This window comes from Streptomyces alanosinicus, from assembly GCF_014650595.1.
GTDB classification, from domain to species: Bacteria; Actinomycetota; Actinomycetes; order Streptomycetales; family Streptomycetaceae; genus Streptomyces; species Streptomyces alanosinicus.
In genome coordinates this window covers 93,055-113,497 of record NZ_BMVG01000008.1, presented here as the reverse complement: position 1 = coordinate 113,497, position 20,443 = coordinate 93,055, and the positions used below count along the sequence as shown (strand labels likewise).

Below are 20,443 nucleotides of genomic sequence, written 5' to 3'. Positions count from 1 at the left end.
CTCCATGCAGGTAACTCGCCGCCGCCGTTCCGTCGAGAAGGAGTACTTCGACCTGCTCGGCAGACGTGTCGGCCGTCGGGCAGCGCTGGTCACGGCATGCATCACGACCGTCGCCCTGGCCACCGGCACCGCCGTCGCCTCCACGCGCCAGTTCGGCACCGACCAGGTCGGCCAGGTCACCGCCAGGGGCCAGGTCGTCTCCAGCGACCAGTACATCTCCCCGTACGGCAGCCGCATGGTCATCGACGACGGCAAGATCATGTCGTCGACGGTCAGCCCGGACGGCGGCCACCTCGCCGCCGCGGTCGCCGACGGCGACGCGGCGCTGGTCGTCGTGGACCTCAGGACCGGGCAGGTGAAACAGCGCGTCGGCACCAACGCGGCGGACGACCTGCGCATCAAGAGCGGTGCCGTCGGCCAGGAAGGCCCCACGTACTCGCCCGACGGCAAGCAGCTGTGGCTGGGCCAGGCCGACGGCTACACCAGGTTCACCGTGAACGCGGACGGCACCCTCGCCGATCCCACGGCCGTCCCGATCCCGGCCGACGGCATCAAGCACGCCCTGGTCGGCGCCGCGGTGTTCTCGGCCGACGGCTCCACCGTGTACTCCGCGGTCAACGGCCAGAACCGGGTGGTCGCCATCGACGCGGCGACCGGGACCGTCAAGCAGAGCTGGTCCGTGGGCAACGCCCCGCGCGGCATGGTCCAGGCCGGCGACAAGCTCTACGTCAGCAACGAGGGCGGCCGTCCGGCGAAGCCTGGCGACACCACGATCAACTCCTACGGCACCCAGGTGCCGGCCGACCCGAAGACCGGTGCCACCACCACCGGCACGGTCAGCGTCATCGACCTGGCGAACGCCTCCGCCGCAGTCGGCAGCATCGACGTCGGCCTGCACCCGACCGCCGTGTACGCCAAGAACGGCGCGGTGTTCGTCACCAACACCGCCGACAACAACGTGTCGGTCATCAACGCCAAGAACGACAAGGTCGTACAGACCATCTCCACCCAGCCGTGGCCGGAGGCGTCCGTCGGCTACGAGCCGAACGCGGTCACCCTCACCGACGACGGCCATCTGCTGGTGACGCTCGGCCGCGCCAACGCGGTCGCCGTCTACCGCTACACCTCCCCGCAGGAGCCGGTCAGCTACGTCGGTCTGCTGCCGACGGACTACTTCCCGTCGGAGATCACCACCGTGGGCCGGACGGTCGTCGTCTCCAACACCCGCGGTATCGACGCCCGCCGCCCCGACAGCGCCGGCCACGGCACCCACGACACCACGTCCAGCCTGACGCAGTTCGCGCTGCCCAGTGACCGGGTCATCCGGTCCGAGACCCGCAAGGTGTTCCAGCAGAACGGCTGGACACCGGGCGCGCTCCAACGCGCGGGCCAGCACGGCAGGGCCACGCCGATGGCGGTCCCGGCGCGCCTCGGCGACCCGTCGACGATCAAGCACGTCTTCCTGATCGTCAAGGAGAACCGGACCTACGACCAGGTCTACGGCGACATCCCGAAGGGCAACGGCGACCCGTCGCTGACCCAGTTCGGCGAGAACGTGACGCCCAACCAGCACGCGCTGGCCGAGCAGTTCGGGCTCTACGACAACACGTACGACATCGGCACCAACTCGGCCGAGGGCCACAACTGGCTGATGCAGGCCGACAACCCCGAGTACACCGAGTCCTCGGCCGGCGAGTACGCGCGCAGCTACGACACCGAGGACGACGCGCTCGGCCACCAGAAGACGGGCTTCCTGTGGAGCGGTGCGCAGGCGGCCGGCAGAAGCGTGCGGGACTTCGGTGAGTTCCAGCAGTTCCTGACGAAGCCGTCGGACGCCAGCTGGCAGAACCTGTACTGCGACGCCAAGAACATGGCCACGACCGGGCAGGGCACCGCCTACCCGCTGAACTCGTCGTCGCCGATCCCGTCGCTCAACAACGTGTCCGTGCCCGGCTTCCCGAAGTTCGACACCAGCGTCCCGGACGTCTACCGGGAGCAGATCTGGCAGCAGGACTTCGAGAAGAACGGTCCGGCGAACCTGAACATGTTCTGGCTCTCCAGCGACCACACCGGCGGTCCGGCGAGCCCCGCCGCCCAGGTCGCGGACAACGACCTCGCGACCGGCAGGATCGTCGACAAGATCTCGCACAGCAGGTACTGGAAGGACTCGGCGATCTTCGTCGTCGAGGACGACTCCCAGGCCGGCCTCGACCACGTCGACGGCCACCGCGCGCCGATCCAGATCATCAGCCCCTGGGCCCAGCACGACAAGGTCGACAGCCACTACTACTCGCAGATCACCGTGATCCGCACCATCGAGCAGATCCTCGGGGTCCGCCCGATGAACCAGAAGGACTCCGCGGCCACCCCGATGCGCGGCGCCTTCACCGGCCGCCCGGACTACACGCCGTTCGACGCGCTGCCCAACCGGACCTCGCTGACCGACGGTCTGAGCACCCCGCCGTCCTGCGGCGTGGACACCCCGGCGAAGCAGTCCCTCAAGGCGGCCGCCGTGCCCGCGGCGAAGGTGCCGGCGGACAAGCGGTCCCTCGCGGCCACCTGGAACGCCTGGAAGTCGAAGCAGCGGCTGACCGGCCCCAACGCCGTGCCCGACTACGCGAACCCCGCGCAGATGAACCACCTCACCTGGTACGAGACCCACAACTGGGCCACGCCGTACCCCGGTGAGAGCAAGATCTACGCCCCGAACGACGTACCGGGCGCGTACATCCCGTCCGCGGAGAACGACGACTGACGCGGTCCGGACCGCACCGAGGACCTCTGGCCGGCCACAGCGCCCGCCAGGGGTCCTCGCCGTCTCCCGTGCAGGAGCACCTGCTGGAGTTCGGCGGTGCACATCATGTAGCCGTCCGGCGTCGTCAGGCGTTCCCGGTAGTGGGCGAGGTCCGTGCCCAGGGCGTACACCCGCACCGGGGTCGCCGCGGCACGCGCGGACCGCACCACGCTGCGCAGTGCGTCCAGGACGGCGGGGTGCCGGGTCTGGTAGGAGTCGGCCACCAGGTGGTTGCCGCGGTCCGCGGCGAGATAGAACTGCACCAGATCCTTCGTGCCGACGAAGACCTCGCTGGCCCCGGCAGCGCAGAGGGCCGCGGTGGCGTGCACCGCGGCGGGGGTCTCGACGAACGCGGACAGGGGCACGTCCCGCGGCACGTCGAGGTGCGCCCTGAGCCGGGCGAACTCCCTTTCATCGGTGAGGAACGGAACCGAGAGGTGGACGCGTCGCGCATCCTCCCCGAGCCGCCCCCGCAGGGTCCGCAGCAGTGCGTGCAGTGCGTCCCGGTAGGCGGTGGAGCGCAGCAGCCAGCGAGCGCCGTGCAGGCCGAGTTCGGGGTTGGGCTCGACCGTCACCGGGGCCTGTTCGGTGACGTCGGCCGCGTGGTCGGAGCGGAGGTCGAGGAGCCTGAGGACCAGTCGCTGGCCGGGCAGGAGCGCGTCGACGAGGGCGCACAGCCGGTCCGCGACGGACTGCCCGTAGCTCTCGACGGCGGCGGGGCCACCGTGAAGGGAGTCCAGCGGGCGCAGAGCCGCCGCCAGGCAGAGGAACTCCTCCCGGATGAAGAAGCAGTCGACCAGCTCCGCGCCCGGTGCGCACGCGTTGACCGTGCGGATGTCCTCCAGGTCCGCGATGACCGCACACGCCGAGCCGAGATCGTCCGGAGACGGAGACGGAGACGGCGACGGAGACGGAGACGGAGACGGTGACGGAGACGGCGACGGTGACGGCCACGGCGACGCGACCGCGGTCCTCGGCCCCGAAGGCCCGGCGGTCGCAGGGGATCCGATGAGGATCGATCGGCTCCCCAGATCCAGTGTCACCTCGCCGACCAGGTCCGCGAGATCCGCCCGGTCGACGCGGAGCACGGGAATTCCTCTGGCGCGGCAGAGGGACTGCATATGGCCGGTCAGTCCCCCCGAACCGCAGACGACCGCTCGCGCCGTCACGATCGCGTCGTACAGACCGGCGTGAAGAACCGGGGTGACGAGGATGGATCCCACCAGCGGACTTCTTGTGTGATTGCAGATGCCGCGCAGCACACTCTGTACACCGCCGGTCAGAAGGGATCCCTGAATCCGTCGCCCGTTCAAGCGGTACTCCCGTAGTCCCGTACTCCTGTACCCCCGTGCGGTCTTGTGGCAAGTCTGTCAGCGGCCATGATGCGGTCATCGAAGACACCGGCGAGCAAATGGCGGATCTTCGGGAAATCGCAATACCGCCGAGGAGTGCGCGTCAGGCTCCCGCCTCTTCGGCGTCCGCTATCCCCAGTTGTCGACGCAGCTGACGTGGTGTCACGGAGACGTCGGTGAGGCGTGCGACGGCGGCCCGGTTGACGGCCACCCGCATGAGGCGATCGCGCGAGGAAGCATTTCCCGGAAAGGCCGGACGCCCATCCACGGACCGGATACAGGCGTCCACTCTGGAATCGAGCAGTTCCCGCTCACGTCGGGTGCGTGTGGCCAGCCTCCGCACCTCCAGCATCACCGCCTCCTCGAATCCGCCCCGGACCGCTTCCTCCGCCAAATCGCCCACGTCGCCGCGGAATTGACGGGGATCCTCAGCCGGCCCGTCCTCGCGCAGTTCCAGTCGCGCGACGACGCGGGCGGCGACCGCGATGGACTGGTTCTTGATGGAGGCGAGATTGAAGGCGAACGCACCGGTCCGGCCGTTCCGCACGAACTCGTCGCCCTCTCGCAGCGCACCGACCGCGGAGACCGGGCCGGCCGGCTCGCCGCCGGGGCCCAGCAGCGTTCCGTGCTCGTCGACCTCCAGACCGCGCCCGGTGCGCCGATGGGGTACCGCGATCCCTCTTCGCAGGAGGTTCCGCCAGAGCGGCCGGCCCACCCTGCTGTAGTCCCACTCCCTGCCGAAATTGGACACCACCAGGTCGGCCTCGATCGTGTGTCTGCGCTCCGCGGACGCGACCGAGACGACCAGCCGCCCCGACTCCGCCGACGTGATCCGCTCCACCGCGCCGACGACCAGCCGCACCGGCCCGGCCACGGGATCCATCGCGCGCTCGATGACCCCCATGGTGTACTCCACCGCGCCGACCCGGTACGCGGCGATCGCGGTCCCGAACTCGTCCAGCAGGCGCCGCAGTTCCGCGGAGGGGATCCGCTCGATGGCCTCGGGAAGATACGGCTCCCACGCCTTCGCCACCCGCTCCGCGATCACCGCCGGGTGAACTCCGGGGTGATCCCGGGCGACCGTGGAGCACGCCGTCTCCCACGCGGACCGTACCCGGGCAACGAACTCCGCACGGTTCCGGTACGGCTCCAGCAGCGCTCTCGGACAGGGCAGCGGCAAGACCCCGTGCTCATGGTCGGCCGGGTACGTCCTGAACATCGTCCCGGTCCTGGAGACCAGATGGATCCGGCCGGTGTGTCCCTGGCGCAGCAGCAGGCCCGCCGAGTCGTACGCGCTCAGCACCGATCCGACGATCGCGACGCTCGCTTCGGACGGGAGTGCCACGAGCTTGCGGACACCGGCCGCGGAGTAGGGGTTGCGCACGAAGGACGGGTGCGTGAGCACCTCGGAGGCGAAGGGCGGTTCCCTGAGTTCGAGACCGGTCGCGAGCACGACGTGTTCGGCGAACAGAAGACACGGGTGCGGGCCCTGCCCGGCACCGGGCCCGCTCGCCGACAGCCGGCACACGGTCACACCGACTCCTGTCGGGCGTACCTCCATGTCGACCGCCTCGCCGTCCGCTTCGACGAGTACGACACCGGGACAGGCCTCCCGCCTGGCCTCGGCCAGCCGGTCGATCAGGTAGTCCTGGAAGATCCGCCGGGGTGCCGGGCCCTGCTCGGCGAACTCGTGCCGCGCCCACCGCGCCGGCCACTCCCGGCGGTCCGCCTCGACGTTGGCCCAGCGGACGAAATCGAGAACATCCTCCCGGAACACCGACATCCGGCCCGCCTGGATGTTGAACACATGGTCCCAGGGGTTGCCCTCCCGGTGGTAGGCGACACCGGCGGACCGGTAGTCGGGACGCCGCTCCAGAAGGACGATCTCAAGCGGTCTGCGCGCGAAGCGGAGCAGCCGGATCGCCGTGGCGGTGCCCGCCAGGCCCGCCCCGACTATCAGCACTCTCGGGCACCCGTGTGTTCGCCCCATGGCCAAGCCTCCCGCTTCGGCGACGACAACCCGACTCTGCTGTCTCACGCCGGGCGGGGGCCTGTCCAGGGCGCCCGGTCTGGACGCGTTGCTCTGGCGAGATGGCGACGGCGCGTGCAGCGTGGAGACAGAGGGGGTGAAACGACGGGGCGGGAGAGCCGTAGGAGAGGTGGGAGATATGGACAGGGATGCCGTCCTGCCCCGGGTGGTCGTCGGTGTCGACGGGTCGTCGTCCTCGTACGCGGCCCTGCGCTGGGCCGTGCACTACGCGGGCCTCGTCGGCGCCACCGTGGACGCCGTCGCGGTGTGGGAGCTGCCGGGGCTGTACGGCTGGTCGGCGCCCGCCGTCGACATGGACGTCGACGAGGAGGAGACCCGGCAGCGGATGCACAAGGAGCTGACCGACGTGCTCGGCGCCGACGCGGCCGGCACGGTCCGCAGCCTTGTCGTGCACGGCAACGCCGCCGACGTGCTGCTGCGGGCCGCCGAAGGGGCCGAGGTGCTGGTCGTCGGCGGCCGGGGCAGGGGTGGGTTCGCGGCCGCCCTGCTCGGCTCGGTCAGCCAGCACGTGGCCCAGCACGCGAGCTGCCCGGTCGTGATCGTGCGCGCCCAGAAGGAGTGACCCCGCCGACTCGCCACAGGCGCCGGCCAAGCACTCGGCCGCGCCCTTGCCGAGGGGCTCGCGGCCCGTCCGGACCCGGAGGCGGTCAGCCGGCGGTCCTGTGTTCGCTGATCCAGAGGGCGGCGAGGAGTCCGGAGCCGGCGGTGAGGACGGCGGCGGCGACGACCGTGGCGTTCAGGCCGAGGGCATCGGCGAGGAGGCCCGCGACCAGGGCGCCGACGGCGTAGCCGATGTCGCGCCAGAAGCGGTAGGCGCCCAGCGCGTTGGCGCGCCAGGCCGGGTGCGCGTGGCCGGAGACCGAGGCGATCAGCGCCGGGTAGACCATGGCGGTGCCGAGTCCGAGCGCCACGGCGGAGAGGACGCCCGCCAGCAGCGGGGTGTCCAGCAGGGCCAGGGCCAGGACGAACCCGGCGGCCTGGGTGAGCATGCCGGCGACGATGAGGGGCTTGCGGCCGATACGGTCCGACAGCCGGCCGGTGGGGATCTGGCCGAGCCCCCAGAGGATGGGATAGAGGCCCTTGATGAGGCCGACGGCGGCGAGGCCGAGACCGTGGTCGGTGAAGAGCAGGGGGAACACGCCCCAGGTCAGGCCGTCGTTCAGGTTGTTGACCAGGCCGGCCTGGCTGGCGCCGCGCAGCGACGGGTGGTGCCAGGAGGTCCGGGCGAAGGTGGCGCCCAGCGTGGTGCTCTCGCCGGTCGGCACCGGCGCGGTGTGCTGGGAGAGTTCGAGGGCGACGTGCGCCGCGGTGTCGCGCACGATCAGGGCGAGGGCGAGCCCGGCCACCACGAACACCACGCCGATGAGTTCCGGGACCGGGCGCAGGCCGTAGGCGGTGGCGAGGTAGCCGGTGACCAGGGCGGTGACGCCGACGGCGGTGTAGCCGGCCGCCTCGTTCAGCCCGGTGGCCAGTCCGCGCCGCGCGGGACCGACGAGGTCGATCTTCATATTGACGGTCATCGACCAGGTCAGACCCTGGTTGAGGCCGAGCAGGACGTTCGCGGCGACGATCCAGCCCCAGGACGGCGGCGAGGCCAGGGCGAACGGCACGGGGATGCCGATGAGCCAGCCGGCCACGAGAAGCTGCTCGCGGCGGAAACGGGCTGTGAGCGCGCCGGCGGCGAGATTCGTCAGGGCCTTGGTGAGTCCGAAGGCGATGATGAAGGAGAAGACGGCCAGGTCATCGCCGAGGCGGAAGGTGTGGGCGCCGATCAGCGGAACGGTGGTGCGTTCCAGACCGACCAGGCCGCCGACACAGACGTTGACGATGACGAGCAGCGTGAACTGACGAGCAGCGTGAACTGCAGCCGGTTCTCCCGGAGCCCCAGCCGCACGGGCCCGGCCGGGGACGCGGTCGTCGTGCCGCATCGGGTGCCGCCCTCGACGAGGCGCCCGCCGTGGGCGGCGGCGTGGTCGCCCGGCCCGCCGTCCAGCACGGTGAGTCCGCTGTGGCCCGCGCGTTCCAGGACGCTGGCCGCGGTCATGGCGCGCTCCCCGTGTCCGCAGGCCACGACCGCGCCCCGCGGGACCTCGGCGGCGCGGGCGGCGAGGGCGCCGAGTTCGAGGTGGCGGGCGCCGGCGACGTGCCCGGCGGTGTACTCGGCTTCCTGCCGTACGTCGACGTACGGAGCGGCGGGCGCCCGGTCGGCGGTGACGAACGCGGCGGCCGAGGTCGGCAGGCCGGCCTCCCGCCAGGCGGCGATGCCTCCCGAGAGCCGGCCGGCGAGACACTCGTAACCGATCTTGTACGCCTGCCAGACGATCTCCGGCACGTCCTGGTCCTCGTCGACCACGAAGGCGACGGGCGCCGTGTCGGGCAGGAGCCGGCCCAGCCAGGTGGCGAACTGGCCGCGCAGGGGGATGGAGAGCGACCCCGGTATATGCGCGGCGGCATACCGCGCCGCGGGACGGACGTCGACGACCTGGCCGCCGTCGGCGAGCAGCGCACGCACCTGCCCGGCCTCCAGGGCGGGCAGCGGCGGTACGCCGGTCAGGACGCCGGGGCCGCGCCGGTTGAGCTCGGCGAGCCGGTCGAAGTAGGTGGGGTGGCTGCCGAGGCTCGCGATCAGCCGGGCCACGAAGGCGTCCTCGTCGGGTGCGGCGAGCAGCGGGTTCGACCGCTTCTCGGCGCCGATGGCGCTGGTGCGCGCGGTGCTGGGCGGGGCGGAGCAGAACGAGCCCGCGCCATGGGGGGGCCACACCGCGGTCTCGTCCGGCAGCCGGATCAACCGCCGCAGCGAGCGGTACTGCGCGCGGGCCAGCTCCTCGGTGCGCACGGCGCCCAGGAGGTCGGTGCGGGCGGCCGCGTGCACGATCAGGGAGCCGCCGGTGAACACCCCGAGCGGGCGCTCGCCGTCCAGCAGCAGCAAGGACAGGTGCTCGTCGGTGTGCCCGGGGGTGGCCAGCGCGCGCAGCGTCAGCCCGCCCAGCTCGACCTCGTCGCCGTCGGCGAGGCCCCGATGCGCGAAGACGCGGCGCCCGGCGGCCGAGGCCAGCACGGTGGCCCCGTGGCCGTGGCCGAGCTGGACGGCGCCGGACAGGAAGTCGGCGTGCAGATGAGTGTCGGCCGCGAACGCGACGCGCAGCCCGCGCCGGACGGCCGCGGAGTGCAGGGCGCGCAGATCGCGGCTCGCGTCCACGGCCAGGGCACGGGCGTCGCCCAGGTCGACGAGGTAGGCGCTGTTGCCCAGCCCCTCGTCCACCAGCGGGATCAGATGGTCGTCGGCGAAGCCCACGGCGGTTTCTCCGAAGTGCCGGTCCGCCCTCTACAATATTCCATGGATTTATGGAGGAAGGTGGGGACGTCATGACGGGCACGACGGATTCCGGCTCGAAGGGGACCGGCTCGAAGGCGCGGCTGTACGACGCCTTCGCGGCCAGCGGCAAGGCCCTGGCCGGCGGAAAGCGCCTGGAACTGCTCGACCTGCTCGCTCAGGGCGAGCGGACCGTCGACGCCCTCGCGAAGGCGGCCGGGCTGAACCTGACGACCGCCTCGGCCCACCTGCAGACGCTCAAACAGGCCGGATTCGTCACCACCCGCCGGGAGGGCGTACGCATCCACTACCGGCTCGCCGGGGACGATGTCGCGCTGCTGTTCGCCCTGCTGCGCAAGGTCGCGGAGCGGCACCAGGCCGCCGTACCCGCCGCCCGCGACGCCTACCTGGGAGACGACGGAGCCGAGGAGGTCACCCGCGAGGAACTCAGGGCGCGTGTCGCGGCGGGGCGGGCGACGGTGCTCGATGTCCGGCCCGTGGCGGAGTACCGGGCCGGACACATCCCCGGTGCGCTCTCCATCCCGGTCGGTGAACTGGCCGACCGCATCAACGAGTTGCCCGAGGACACCGAGATCGTCGTGTACTGCCGCGGTGAGTACTGCGTCCTCGCGTACGACGCCGTACGCCTGCTGACCGACCACGGGCGCCGCGCCATTCGGCTGAGCGACGGCATGCTCGAATGGCGCCTGGCAGAGATGCCCGTGGACGCGGCGGAGCTGAGGTGACCGACGCGCTCCCGCTCCGCCCGCGTCGGCCCCGAAGCGATCCGATCCGGGAACGGAACGTCAGCGGCGCAGGCCCAGGACCTCGCGGCCGGCGTAGCGGGCCTGGGTGCCCAGTTCCTCCTCGATGCGGACCAGCTGGTTGTACTTGGCGGTGCGGTCGGCGCGGGAGAGCGAACCGGTCTTGATCTGGCCGCAGCCGGTGGCCACGGCGAGGTCGGCGATGGTGGTGTCCTCCGTCTCGCCCGAGCGGTGGGACATGACGACCGTGTAGCCGGCGCGGTGGGCGGTGGCGATCGTGGCCAGGGTCTCGGTGAGGGTGCCGATCTGATTGACCTTGACCAGGATCGAGTTGGCGATCCCGTCCCGGATGCCGGCGCGCAGCAGCGCCTCATTGGTGCAGAAGACGTCGTCGCCGGTGAGCTGACAGCGGTCGCCGAGCCGGGCGGTCAGCTCGCGCCAGCCCGCGTGGTCGTCCTCGGCCATCGGGTCCTCGATGGAGGCGACCGGGTGACGCTCGACGAGGCCGGCGAGATAGTCGGCGTGTTCGGCGGGGGTGCGCCGGACCCCCTCGCCCGTGTAGTCGTACACACCGTCGCGGAAGAACTCGGAGGTGGCCGGGTCCATCACGACGGTGATGTCCGTGCCGGGCTTGTAGCCGGTCTCCTCGATGGCGCGTACGACGAACTCCAGGGCCTCGTCGGCGGTGCGCAGATCGGGCGCGAAACCGCCCTCGTCACCGACGTTCACACTGTGGCCGGCGGCGCGCAGGGAGTTGCGCAGGGTGTGGAAGACCTCCGAGCCCATACGGACGGCCTCCGCGAAGGAGGCCGCGCCGATGGGGGCGATCATGAACTCCTGGAAGTCCAGCGGATTGTCGGCGTGGGCGCCGCCGTTGACGATGTTCATCATCGGCACCGGCAGCAGCCGGGCGTCGACGCCGCCGACATAGCGGTACAGCGGCAGGCGGTGCGCTGCCGCGGCGGCCTTGGCGGTGGCCAGTGAGACGCCCAGCAGCGCGTTGGCGCCCAGCCGTGCCTTGGCGGCCGTGCCGTCCAGCTCGATCATGGCGCCGTCGACGGTCGCCTGGTCCTCGGCGTCGAGTCCCGCCACGGCGTCCGCGATGCTCTCGTTCACCGCGTCCACGGCCCGCCGCACGCCCTTGCCGTGAAAGCGGGCCGGGTCGCCGTCACGCAGTTCGACGGCCTCCCGGGCGCCGGTGGAGGCCCCGGACGGGACGGCGGCGCGGCCGAGGGAGCCGTCCTTCAGTTCCACGTCGACCTCGACCGTGGGATTGCCCCGGCTGTCGATGATCTCTCGTGCCACGACCCGGCTGATGGCGGTCACGCTGCAACTCCTCACGCTGGGCCCGCCTCGCGGCGGGCGACGGATTCTCTGGAAATGCGCCCAGGAAAGTTCCGATGACAAACAAAGTGAGTCCCGAAAAGGAACCTACTATGGGTGCATGAGGATGCACAACGCTGACGAGACCTGCGGCATCGCCCAGGCCGCGCTGGTCCTGGGGGACTGGTGGAACGTGCTGGTGCTGCGGGAGGTCGCGCGTGGGCACGTCCGCTTCGACGCGCTGGCCGCGGAGATCGGCCTGTCCCGCAAGGTCCTCACCGAGCGGCTCGGCCGGCTCGTCGCCCACGGCGTTCTGCAGCGCAGCCTGTATCAACGGCGCCCGGTGCGCTACGAATACCTGCTCACCGAAGCAGGCGTGGGGCTGCTGCCCCTGCTCGTCGCCATGCAGGACTGGGGCGACCGCTGGGTGCTCGGCGACGGCAGTGTCACCGCGACGGCCGCGGACGACAGCGCCGAGCACGCCCGCGTCCACGCCCTGGCCGGCACCCGGCTGCCCGACGCTCTTGAACTGCCGGGCACACAGGGCGCCGACCTGCCCCTCGTCCGGCCCGACGCGGCCGCGACCGTGCTGTTCACCTATCCGGGCACCGGAGTCGAATGGGGCGAGCCGATCCCCGGAGCCCCCGGCTGCACCCTGGAGAACCGGCTCTTTTGCGACGCCTGGCCCGCATTCCGGCGGGCGGGCGTCGACGTGCGCGGCATCAGCACCCAACTCCCTTATGAACAAGCCGAGTTCGCCCGCGCGGAACAGGTCCCGTACGACCTCCTGTCCGACGCCGGGCAGCAGCTGTCCGCGGCCTTGCGGCTGCCGACCTTCCGCGGCGCGGGCCGTCTACGGCACAAGCGCCTGATCCTCGTCGTCGACGCCGAACGCATCGTCCGGCACACCCTGTTCCCGGTCGCCGACATCCCGCACGAAGTGTCCCGGAGCCTGCGTCTGGCCACCGAATGCCGCTGAGGCAGGCCGGGCCGGCCGGTGTCACCACAGCTTGTCGATCTGCCCGGGGTACAACTCGATACAGCTGTGCCGGAAGGACGCCTCGGCGCGGCGGGCGTCGGCCGAGAAGAAGCCGGCCATGGTGACCTTGTCGAAGCCGGGCCGGTCGCTGGGGAAGGGATCCTCCGGTGTGCCGCCGATCAGGACGGCGCCGGGCAGAACCTCCCAGCCGGCGCTCTCGTAGAACGCCCGCAGCTCGCTGTCGCAGGTGAACAGACCCAGATCGAGCCCGCCGGTGATCATCGTCTCGCGGGCCGCCGCCACCAGTCGGCGTCCGTACCCCTGACCACGGCTCACCCGCCCCACCACGACGGTGCTCAGTCCTCCGGCAGCAAAGCGCCGGCCCGCGTGGACGATCTCCTTGGTCAGGATGTCCAGAGCCGCCAGCACCGTCGACTCCTCGTCGACGAGCAGCATCGACAACGGCCGTAGCGCGGGATCGTGGGACGGGGCGTCGGCCGGGGCGGGCGAGCCCGGCGGAGAGGGCCACGCCTGCTCCTGGAGTTCCCGCACCTGCACACGCAAGGGGAGAGGGGTGGCTTGCTCGGGGAAGGACAGAATACGCACGCGCCGATTCTCGTGATGTGCGCGGCGCGCGCAAGTGGTTTGCGGCTGACGCGCGCTGGGCCGTCCCCCGTTCACCGGGCCGGGCCGGATGGACGGGGGACGGTCACGGGACCCGGGGCCGTGGGTCAGGGCTTGCGGGCGAGGCCGCCGTGTTCGGCGATGACCTCCGGCGTCGGCGCGCCGGGCTCCGGACGCCACTGCGTGACCGAGACGACGCCGGGCTCGATCAGCTCCAGGCCGTCGAAGAACGTGGTGATCTCGTCGACGGTGCGCAGGTTGTACGGAACGGCGCCGCTGTTGTTGTAGGCGTCCTGGGCCCGCTCGAAGACGGGGTCGACACCGCGGGAACCGTCGTTGACGGAGAGGTGACTGCCCGACGGCAGGGCGTCCACCAGGCGGGCCGCGATGGAGCGGGCCTGCGCGTAGTCGCCGACATGTCCCAGGATGTTGCTCAGGATCAGCCCGACGGGGCGGTCGAAGTCGAGGGTCTCGGCGGCGGTCGCCAGGATCCGGTCCGGATCCGTCACATCGGCGTCGATATAGGCCGTCGCGCCCTCGGGGGAGGAGAAGAGCAGGGCACGGGCGTGGGCGAGGACCATCGGGTCGTTGTCGACGTAGACGATCCGTGCCTCGGGAGCGAGCCGCTGGGCGACCTCATGGGTGTTGTCGGCGGTCGGCAGACCCGTGCCGACGTCCAGGAACTGCCGGATGCCCGCCTCACGGACCAGATAGGTGATGTTGCGGCGCAGAAAGGCCCGGCTGCTGCGGGCGATGGTGACGATACCGGGGAAGACGGCGGTGTACGCGTCACCGGCCTGCTCGTCGACGGGGTAGTTGTCCTTGCCGCCGAGCCAGTAGTTCCAGATGCGGGCGGAGTGCGGCACCGATGTGTCGATCTTCTGGCGCATCGCCGGTTCGGGTGCCCTCGCGGGGTCGGTCATGGGTCGCTGTCCGTCTTCTCAGTCGAGGCGTTGGATCATTCATGGCACAACCTACGTCCGAATGCCCGCCTTTCGCCTACCGGTTCGGATTCCGTTCCGCAGGCCCCACCGGACTGGGGTACGGCGAACAGCCCGCGCAGGTTCTCCTCCGCACGTCTCTTTCCGCGTACATCTGGAGTCGTAGAAGGATCGCCCGGCAGATGGATCCGCACACCCGCGCCGACACGAAAAGGTCGTGGGGTCCTGAACATTGACAGAAAGGAACGGCCATCGTGCGGATACGACGCGTGGCGCCCTTGATCACCTCGGGCGTCACGGCGACGCTGCTCGCGGCCCTCGCTCCGGCGCAGGCATCCGCGGCGGAACCGCTGAACAGATTCGAGAACCAGAAGCCGGCATGGCACCGCTGCGACTCCTCGCAGCCCGCCGCCCTGCAGTGCGCGACGATCAAGGTGCCCCTCGACTACCGCCGCCCCGACGGCAGAACGATCGACCTGGCCATCTCCCGGATGAAGACCAGCGTTGCGGGCAAGCGGCACGGTGTGATCCTCTTCAACCCCGGCGGTCCGGGCGGCGAGGGCCTGGACATGCCGGTCATGATGAAGGGCGCGTTGCCCAAGAACGTCCTCCAGCAGTACGACCTCATCGGCTTCGACCCGCGTGGCGTCGGCCACAGCAGCCCCGTCACCTGCGGGCTCACGGAAACGGAGCAGGACTTCCAACACGCCTACCGGCCCGAGACGTTCAACCGTGATGTCACCTGGGCGCGCACCGTCGCCGAGAAGTGCCGCGCCAGGAACGGCGACAAGCTGCCGTACATCACCACCCGCAACACCGCCCGCGACATGGACGTCATCCGCGCCGTCCTGGGCGAGAAGAAGATCTCCTACCTGGGCTACTCCTACGGCACCTACCTGGGCGCCGTCTACGCGCAGATGTTCCCCCGGCGGACCGACCGCTGGGTGCTGGACAGCGCGGTCGACCCCGCACGGGTCTGGCGCGGCATGATCCAGGTGTGGGCTGAGGGCACCGAGCCGGCGTTCGCCCGCTGGACGAAGTGGACCGCGCGGCACGACCGCACCTACAAACTCGGCAACACCCCGGCCAAGGTGAACAAGACGTTCTGGGACCTGATCGCCCGAGCCGACCGCTCACCCATCGACGACGGCGGCCGCAAGGTCACCGGCGACGACATCCGCGCCGAACTGCGTGCCGAGTTCTTCACGCCCAAGGGCGCGGCCGAGTCGGTCATGAACCTCAAGAAGGCCGCGAACGGCCATGCCACGCCGGGCCGTTCGCTCGCACCGGACACCCCGCAGCAAGCGCACCGGTCCACGGGCTTCGCCGCGCAGGTGCCCGCCGACAACGGCACGGCCGCCTTCTGGACCGTGGTCTGCGGGGACACCTCGGCCTGGCCGCGCAACCCCGAGCAGTACCGGCGTGACGCGATCCGGGACAAGGCCAAGTACCCCGTCTACGGTGACATCGCGTCCAACATCATGCCGTGCGCGTACTGGAGCAAGCCGGCCGAGGCTGTCACCGCCGTCGACAACAAGGTCGGCGTGCTCACCGTCCAGAACCAGTGGGACTCCCAGACACCTCTGGTCAGCGGCCTGGGCATGCACCGGGCCCTGAAGGGCTCGCGGATGGTGTACGTCCAAGGCGGCGAGGGCCACGGCGTCTACTCCGGCGACCCGCGCGCCTGCGCCGACATCACCGTCAACGCGTATCTGAGCACCGGAAAGCTGCCGACGAAGGACGTCACCTGCAAGGTGTCGGGCCGGCCGAGCCCCGGCGTGAACCAGCAGCTCGTGCCGGCCGCGCCGCACACACCGCAGGCCCCGCGCTTCTGACACCGAGAAGCCACCGGCCGAGCGCAGGGTGGCGGCGCACAACCCCCGGGCGGTACCCGGGGGTTGTGCGCTGTTTGCTCCGGGGGTCAGTTGAGCTGGAACGTCGCCTCGACCGGGTAGTGGTCGCTCGGGGCGTTGGTGTCGAGCTGGCCGCTGGTCCAGCCGGACTGCGGGTCGAAGTCCACCTTGACGGCGGACATCCCGGCCGGCGTCGGGCGGCCGGGCGCGTTCAGATAGCCGAGATAGTCGAGGTCGTCCCGGTAGTCCTTGGGGAAGGACTCGACGCCGGACATGTACTGGCACCAGGAGGCGACCGGACAGTCCATGGTCCGCAGGGTCTGGTCCGGGTCGGTGGCCGGGGTGCCGAGCACACCGTTCACCGCGCTCTGGGCGTTGGTGTAGTCGCCGCGCGACTGTCCGCCGTAGTACTCCACGTTCATGTCGCCGCCGATCAGCACCGGCGCACTGGAACCGGCGATGCCGTCGGCCCAGGAGCGGATCTCCTTGAGCTGGGCCAGCCGGGTGGACTGCGTGGTGTCGGTGGAGGTGTCGGACTCGTCGGCCTGCAGATGGGTGCCCACCACCCAGCTCTTCACCCCGCCCTTGTCGATCTGGGCCAGCGCGGCGCCCTTGTTGGCGTGGTAGTCCCAGGTGCCGTAGGTGGAGTTGCTGAAGACGTGGGCGTACTGCGCGCTGATCGGGTACTTGGACAGGATCATCGTGCCGCCGTTGATGACGAACAACGAGTTGGAGCAGTCCCCGCTGATGCCCGTCCAGCCGCCCCCGGAGCAGGTCTGCCCGACGACCGGGGTGTGGTACGGGTAGAGGTCGGCGAGCTTGCTGGTGATGTCGGCGGTCGAGGTGTTGTTGAAGTCCTCGTCCAGCACGACCACGTCCGCGCTGTGCTTGCGGATGATCGACTCGATGGTCGGGGTGCGCTGGGCCGCCTTCTCGTGCTGGGTGCTGTCGACGATCGGGGTGCCGAGGTCGACGTTCCACGCGAACACCGAGAGGTCGGTGCTGGTGCCCGCGCTCGCGGCGGGGGCCGTGTAGCCGCTGAGGCCGAGCAGCATGGCTGCCGCTGTGGAGGTGAGGGTGACAGCCGTACGACGCGAGACCATGCGCTCTCCAGGTGACGGTGGGGTAGTGGTCCCGACCCGTGATTGGGTCGAGTCGCGTACATGACAGCGTGACTCTAGGGGCTTGCCGGTACGTCCGAGGGAACATCGATGGATCTGTCCGTGGAGAAAAGGTGTATGGACAAGTTCAGTCCATCGCGAGCGGATCACACCGGCCAGTACGAGCAGCGGCCCACAGCGTGCGCACAGCGTGACCGGAAGCGCTGGTCAGCAGGAGGGAAACGCGCGCGCCGGGGCCGCCCGGGGGGGCGCGGCTAGTGTGGGGGTGTGGGCGGCGATGTGGTGACGCTGTTCCTGTGCGGGGACGTGATGCTCGGGCGCGGCGTCGATCAGATCCTCCCGCATCCCGGAAGTCCGGTGCTGCGCGAGGACTATGTCAGCGACGCCCGGTCGTATGTGGAGTCGGCAGAGGCGGTCAGCGGTCCGATCCCCGCACCGGTCGACCCCGCCTGGCCGTGGGGCGAGGCGCTGCGGGTGCTGGAGCGGGCCGCCCCGGACGCCCGGATCGTGAACCTGGAAACGGCCGTCACACGCAGCGACGCGTTCTGGCCGGGCAAGGCGGTCCACTACCGGATGCACCCGGCCAACCTGCCCGCCGTGACGGTGGCCCGGCCCGACGTGTGCGTGCTCGCCAACAACCATGTGCTGGACTTCGGCAGACCGGGCCTGGTGGAGACACTCGACGTGCTCGCGGGAGCGGGCGTGCGGACCGCCGGCGCGGGACGCGACGCCGACGCGGCCTGCGCGCCGGCGCGGATCCCGCTCGCACCGGGCCGCCGCATCCTGCTCTTCGCGCTCGGGGCGTTGTCCAGCGGCATCCCGCCGGACTGGGCCGCGACGGCCGACCGGCCGGGTGTCGCCTACGTCCGTGAGCTGTCCACCGAGACCGCCGAGGCCGTTCTGCGGCGGATACGGCGGGCGAGGCGGCCGGGCGACATCGTGGTGGCGTCGGTGCACTGGGGTGCCAACTGGGGATATCCCGTCCCGCGCGACCAGAGGCGGTTCGCGCGCGCCCTGGTCGACGGCGGCGTCGACATCGTCCATGGGCACTCCTCGCACCATCCCCGTCCCGTCGAGGTGTACCGGGACCGGCTCATCCTCTACGGCTGCGGCGACTTCATCGACGACTACGAGGGCATCTCGGGCCACGAGGCGTATCGCGACGACCTCCGGCTCGGCTATCTCGTCTCGACGGCGGCGGACACCGGATGCCTCACCGAGATGCGGATGTTCCCGCTCCAGGCCCGCCGGATGCGGCTGGAGACCGCGGTGGAGCAGGACCGCGCCTGGCTGCGGGCGACCCTCGACCGGATCGGCCACGGCGTACGCGTCGGCGTACGCCCCGACGGCATGCTCGGCCTTGTCCGCCACTGAGCCCTGGTCCGCTGCTGCACCGCTGTCCCGCTGCTGAACCCCTGTCCCGCTGCCGAACCCCTGTCCCGCTGCCGAACCTCTGCCCCGCTACTGAGCCGCTGCCGCGTCCAGCCGCTCCTCGCACCATTCCCGCACCGCGCCGGCGACCTGCTCCAGAGCGCCGGGTTCCTCGAAGAGATGGGTGGCTCCCGGGATCACCCGCAGCGAGTGCGGGGCCCGGAGCCGCCGTGCGGCCTCTTCGTTGAGCCGCAGCACCTCGGTGTCCCGGCCGCCGACGACCAGCAGGACGGGCGCGCGTACCGCGTACAGCGCCTCGTCGCCCGCCAGATCGGGCCGCCCGCCCCGGGAGACGACGGTCAGGACCGGGTCGGGGCGGCGGGCGGCGGCCCGGAGCGCGGCGGCGGCGCCGGTACTGGCACCGAAGAGGATGACGGGCAGGGCCCGGGTGCCGGGCCGGGCGCCCAGCCACTCCATGGCCGCCTCCAGGCGACGTCCCAGAAGAGCGATGTCGAAGCGGTGCTCCGCGGTCATGACGTCCCGGCGTTCCTCCTCCTCGGTGAGCAGGTCGATCAGCAAGGTGCCCAGCCCGGCCTCCCGCAGCGCGGCGGCGACGGCCCGGTTGCGCGGACTGTGCCGGGAGCTGCCGCTGCCGTGCGCGAACAGCACCACGGCCCGTGCGGACTCCGGCATCACGAGATCACCTGGAAGCTCGGCACCGTCGGCCGGCACCACCACCGTCTGGGACTTCATGGCCATCATCTTCCCCGAAGGACTCCGAAGACCTCGGTACTCCTGTCGTACCACCTACCACGATTGAAAGCCCAACAAGACATCGCAACCCGGCCGCGCGCACGATGGCTGCAGGCTGTCCCGGAGTTTTCCGTGCTTGAGATGGAGGGACGAGCGATGACGACTGCGAAGGACATCATGCATCGGGGTGCCCAGTGGATATCCCGGAACGAGACATTGGACCGCGCCGCGCAGCTGATGCGCGACCACGGCGTGGGCGCACTCCCGGTCGCCGACCCGGACAACGGCGACCGGATGTGCGGCATCATCACCGACCGCGACATCGTGCTGAAGTGTGTCGCCTTCGGCCATGACCCCGCGCAGATGACCTGCGGCGACCTGTGCGAGGGCACCCCGCGCTGGATCGACGCCGGCTCGGACATCTCCGATGCGCTCAGGGAGATGGAGGGCCACCAGATCAAGCGGCTCCCGGTGGTCGAGGACAAGCGCATGATCGGAATGATCAGCGAGACCGACATCGCCCGGCACCTCGGCGACGACCAGCTGGCGGAGTTCGTCCAGCGCGTGTACGCGGCCTGATCCCGTACGCGATCAGGAGCCGTCCTTGGAATCTGTCGCCGTCTTCGAGTAGGCGTCGTGCCACGCGGCCTTCGCCCCGGAGTCGCCGATCCGGTAGACGTCGACCACCGCACCGGCCGCGACGGCCAGGGAGAGCACGCCGACGACGATCCGTACCGGCAGGGCGGACCAGCGCAGGCCGCCGCCCTGCCCCGATTCCGCTTCCGCCGGAGTACGCCGGGCCGCCCACCACACGAGCGCGGCCAGCACGAACAGGCCCAGGGCCCACGGCAGCAGACCGTCGCCCAGCTCGGTGTGCCGGCGGACCAGGGGGTCGTCGTCCACATGCCGTTCGAGCCATTCACCGGCGTTCGTGGTCAGCGGCACGCTCGCCAGGGCGACGAGAGCCAGCAGCGGCAGCAGCAGACCCAGCCGCTGGGCGGCGCGCGGCCACAGTGCGGCCGTCACCAGGGCCAGCGCGGTCAGGGGTATCAGTACGACGACCACGTGGACCAGCAGGACGTGGGCGGGCAGGCCATTGATCAGAGTCATCCGGGCGCTCCTGAAGGGGGACGGGGCCGCGCCAGCCTGCCATGGCAAACTCTCAGTCGGCTCTCAGCCGCCCCACCACGCTCAGGAGGTCACTG

17 protein-coding genes are annotated in these 20,443 nt (G+C 70.9%); 7 read left to right on the top strand and 10 right to left on the bottom strand.

Annotated features, from left to right (window positions below; translation table 11 throughout):
* The first annotated feature begins 4 nt into the window (after positions 1–4).
* Positions 5–2,755, top strand: a complete 2,751-nt coding sequence (locus IE277_RS19365) for a bifunctional YncE family protein/alkaline phosphatase family protein (RefSeq protein WP_189954080.1) — start codon at positions 5–7, stop codon at positions 2,753–2,755.
* Here the strand turns inward: IE277_RS19365 and IE277_RS19360 are convergent.
* On the bottom strand, positions 2,698–4,056 hold the full coding sequence (locus tag IE277_RS19360; protein ID WP_373310829.1) for a putative PEP-binding protein: 1,359 nt from the start codon (positions 4,054–4,056) through the stop codon (positions 2,698–2,700). The genes IE277_RS19365 and IE277_RS19360 overlap by 58 nt on opposite strands.
* A gap of 193 nt (positions 4,057–4,249) precedes the next feature.
* Positions 4,250–6,136, bottom strand: coding sequence for an FAD/NAD(P)-binding protein (locus IE277_RS19355; RefSeq protein ID WP_189954076.1), 1,887 nt, complete (start codon positions 6,134–6,136; stop codon positions 4,250–4,252).
* A 178-nt stretch (positions 6,137–6,314) separates the two neighbouring features.
* On the opposite strand from IE277_RS19355, the gene IE277_RS19350 reads away from it, so the two are divergent.
* Complete coding sequence (locus tag IE277_RS19350) at positions 6,315–6,758, top strand: universal stress protein (protein WP_189954074.1); 444 nt, start codon at positions 6,315–6,317, stop codon at positions 6,756–6,758.
* A gap of 85 nt (positions 6,759–6,843) precedes the next feature.
* Here the strand turns inward: IE277_RS19350 and IE277_RS19345 are convergent, their stop codons facing one another.
* Both IE277_RS19345 and IE277_RS19340 read right to left on the bottom strand, forming a co-directional pair.
* On the bottom strand, positions 6,844–7,890 hold the full coding sequence (locus IE277_RS19345) for an MFS transporter (protein ID WP_229881845.1): 1,047 nt from the start codon (positions 7,888–7,890) through the stop codon (positions 6,844–6,846).
* Between the two features lie 77 nt (positions 7,891–7,967).
* The gene (locus tag IE277_RS19340; protein WP_229881783.1) at positions 7,968–9,491 is read right to left on the bottom strand and encodes an MBL fold metallo-hydrolase; all 1,524 of its coding nucleotides are present in this window, start codon (positions 9,489–9,491) and stop codon (positions 7,968–7,970) included.
* Positions 9,492–9,562: 71 nt separating this feature from the next.
* Between IE277_RS19340 and IE277_RS19335 the strand changes: the two genes are divergently transcribed.
* Complete coding sequence (locus IE277_RS19335; protein WP_189954072.1) at positions 9,563–10,255, top strand: ArsR/SmtB family transcription factor; 693 nt, start codon at positions 9,563–9,565, stop codon at positions 10,253–10,255.
* A gap of 60 nt (positions 10,256–10,315) precedes the next feature.
* On the opposite strand, the gene eno is transcribed toward IE277_RS19335, so the two are convergent.
* Positions 10,316–11,599: a phosphopyruvate hydratase gene (gene eno / locus IE277_RS19330; RefSeq protein WP_189954070.1), complete on the bottom strand. Its 1,284-nt coding sequence runs from the start codon at positions 11,597–11,599 to the stop codon at positions 10,316–10,318.
* A 118-nt stretch (positions 11,600–11,717) separates the two neighbouring features.
* Between eno and IE277_RS19325 the strand changes: the two genes are divergently transcribed.
* Entirely contained in the window at positions 11,718–12,575 is an 858-nt protein-coding gene (locus IE277_RS19325) for a winged helix-turn-helix transcriptional regulator (RefSeq protein WP_189954068.1), read from the top strand.
* Positions 12,576–12,596: 21 nt separating this feature from the next.
* On the opposite strand, the gene IE277_RS19320 is transcribed toward IE277_RS19325, so the two are convergent.
* Positions 12,597–13,181 carry a GNAT family N-acetyltransferase gene (locus tag IE277_RS19320; RefSeq protein ID WP_189954066.1) on the bottom strand — a complete coding sequence of 195 codons (585 nt, stop codon included), beginning with the start codon at positions 13,179–13,181 and terminating at the stop codon, positions 12,597–12,599.
* A 125-nt stretch (positions 13,182–13,306) separates the two neighbouring features.
* A complete protein-coding gene (locus IE277_RS19315) occupies positions 13,307–14,122 on the bottom strand; it encodes an SAM-dependent methyltransferase (protein WP_189954064.1) in 816 nt (271 codons plus the stop codon).
* Between the two features lie 272 nt (positions 14,123–14,394).
* On the opposite strand from IE277_RS19315, the gene IE277_RS19310 reads away from it, so the two are divergent.
* The gene (locus IE277_RS19310) at positions 14,395–15,975 is read left to right on the top strand and encodes an alpha/beta hydrolase (protein WP_189954061.1); all 1,581 of its coding nucleotides are present in this window, start codon (positions 14,395–14,397) and stop codon (positions 15,973–15,975) included.
* An 86-nt stretch (positions 15,976–16,061) separates the two neighbouring features.
* Here the strand turns inward: IE277_RS19310 and IE277_RS19305 are convergent, their stop codons facing one another.
* Positions 16,062–17,096 (bottom strand): sphingomyelin phosphodiesterase, encoded by a 1,035-nt coding sequence (locus IE277_RS19305; protein WP_189954060.1) that lies wholly within the window; start codon positions 17,094–17,096, stop codon positions 16,062–16,064.
* A gap of 285 nt (positions 17,097–17,381) precedes the next feature.
* Between IE277_RS19305 and IE277_RS19300 the strand changes: the two genes are divergently transcribed.
* Entirely contained in the window at positions 17,382–18,488 is a 1,107-nt protein-coding gene (locus IE277_RS19300) for a CapA family protein (RefSeq protein WP_189954058.1), read from the top strand.
* Between the two features lie 87 nt (positions 18,489–18,575).
* Here IE277_RS19300 and IE277_RS19295 read toward each other — a convergent pair whose 3' ends face one another.
* Positions 18,576–19,238, bottom strand: coding sequence for a dienelactone hydrolase family protein (locus IE277_RS19295; protein ID WP_189954055.1), 663 nt, complete (start codon positions 19,236–19,238; stop codon positions 18,576–18,578).
* Between the two features lie 156 nt (positions 19,239–19,394).
* Here IE277_RS19295 and IE277_RS19290 point away from each other — a divergent pair, with 156 nt between their 5' ends.
* Positions 19,395–19,817 carry a CBS domain-containing protein gene (locus tag IE277_RS19290; RefSeq protein WP_189954053.1) on the top strand — a complete coding sequence of 141 codons (423 nt, stop codon included), beginning with the start codon at positions 19,395–19,397 and terminating at the stop codon, positions 19,815–19,817.
* Positions 19,818–19,829: 12 nt separating this feature from the next.
* Here the strand turns inward: IE277_RS19290 and IE277_RS19285 are convergent, their stop codons facing one another.
* Positions 19,830–20,348: a DUF2231 domain-containing protein gene (locus IE277_RS19285; RefSeq protein WP_189954051.1), complete on the bottom strand. Its 519-nt coding sequence runs from the start codon at positions 20,346–20,348 to the stop codon at positions 19,830–19,832.
* Positions 20,349–20,443 lie beyond the last annotated feature (95 nt).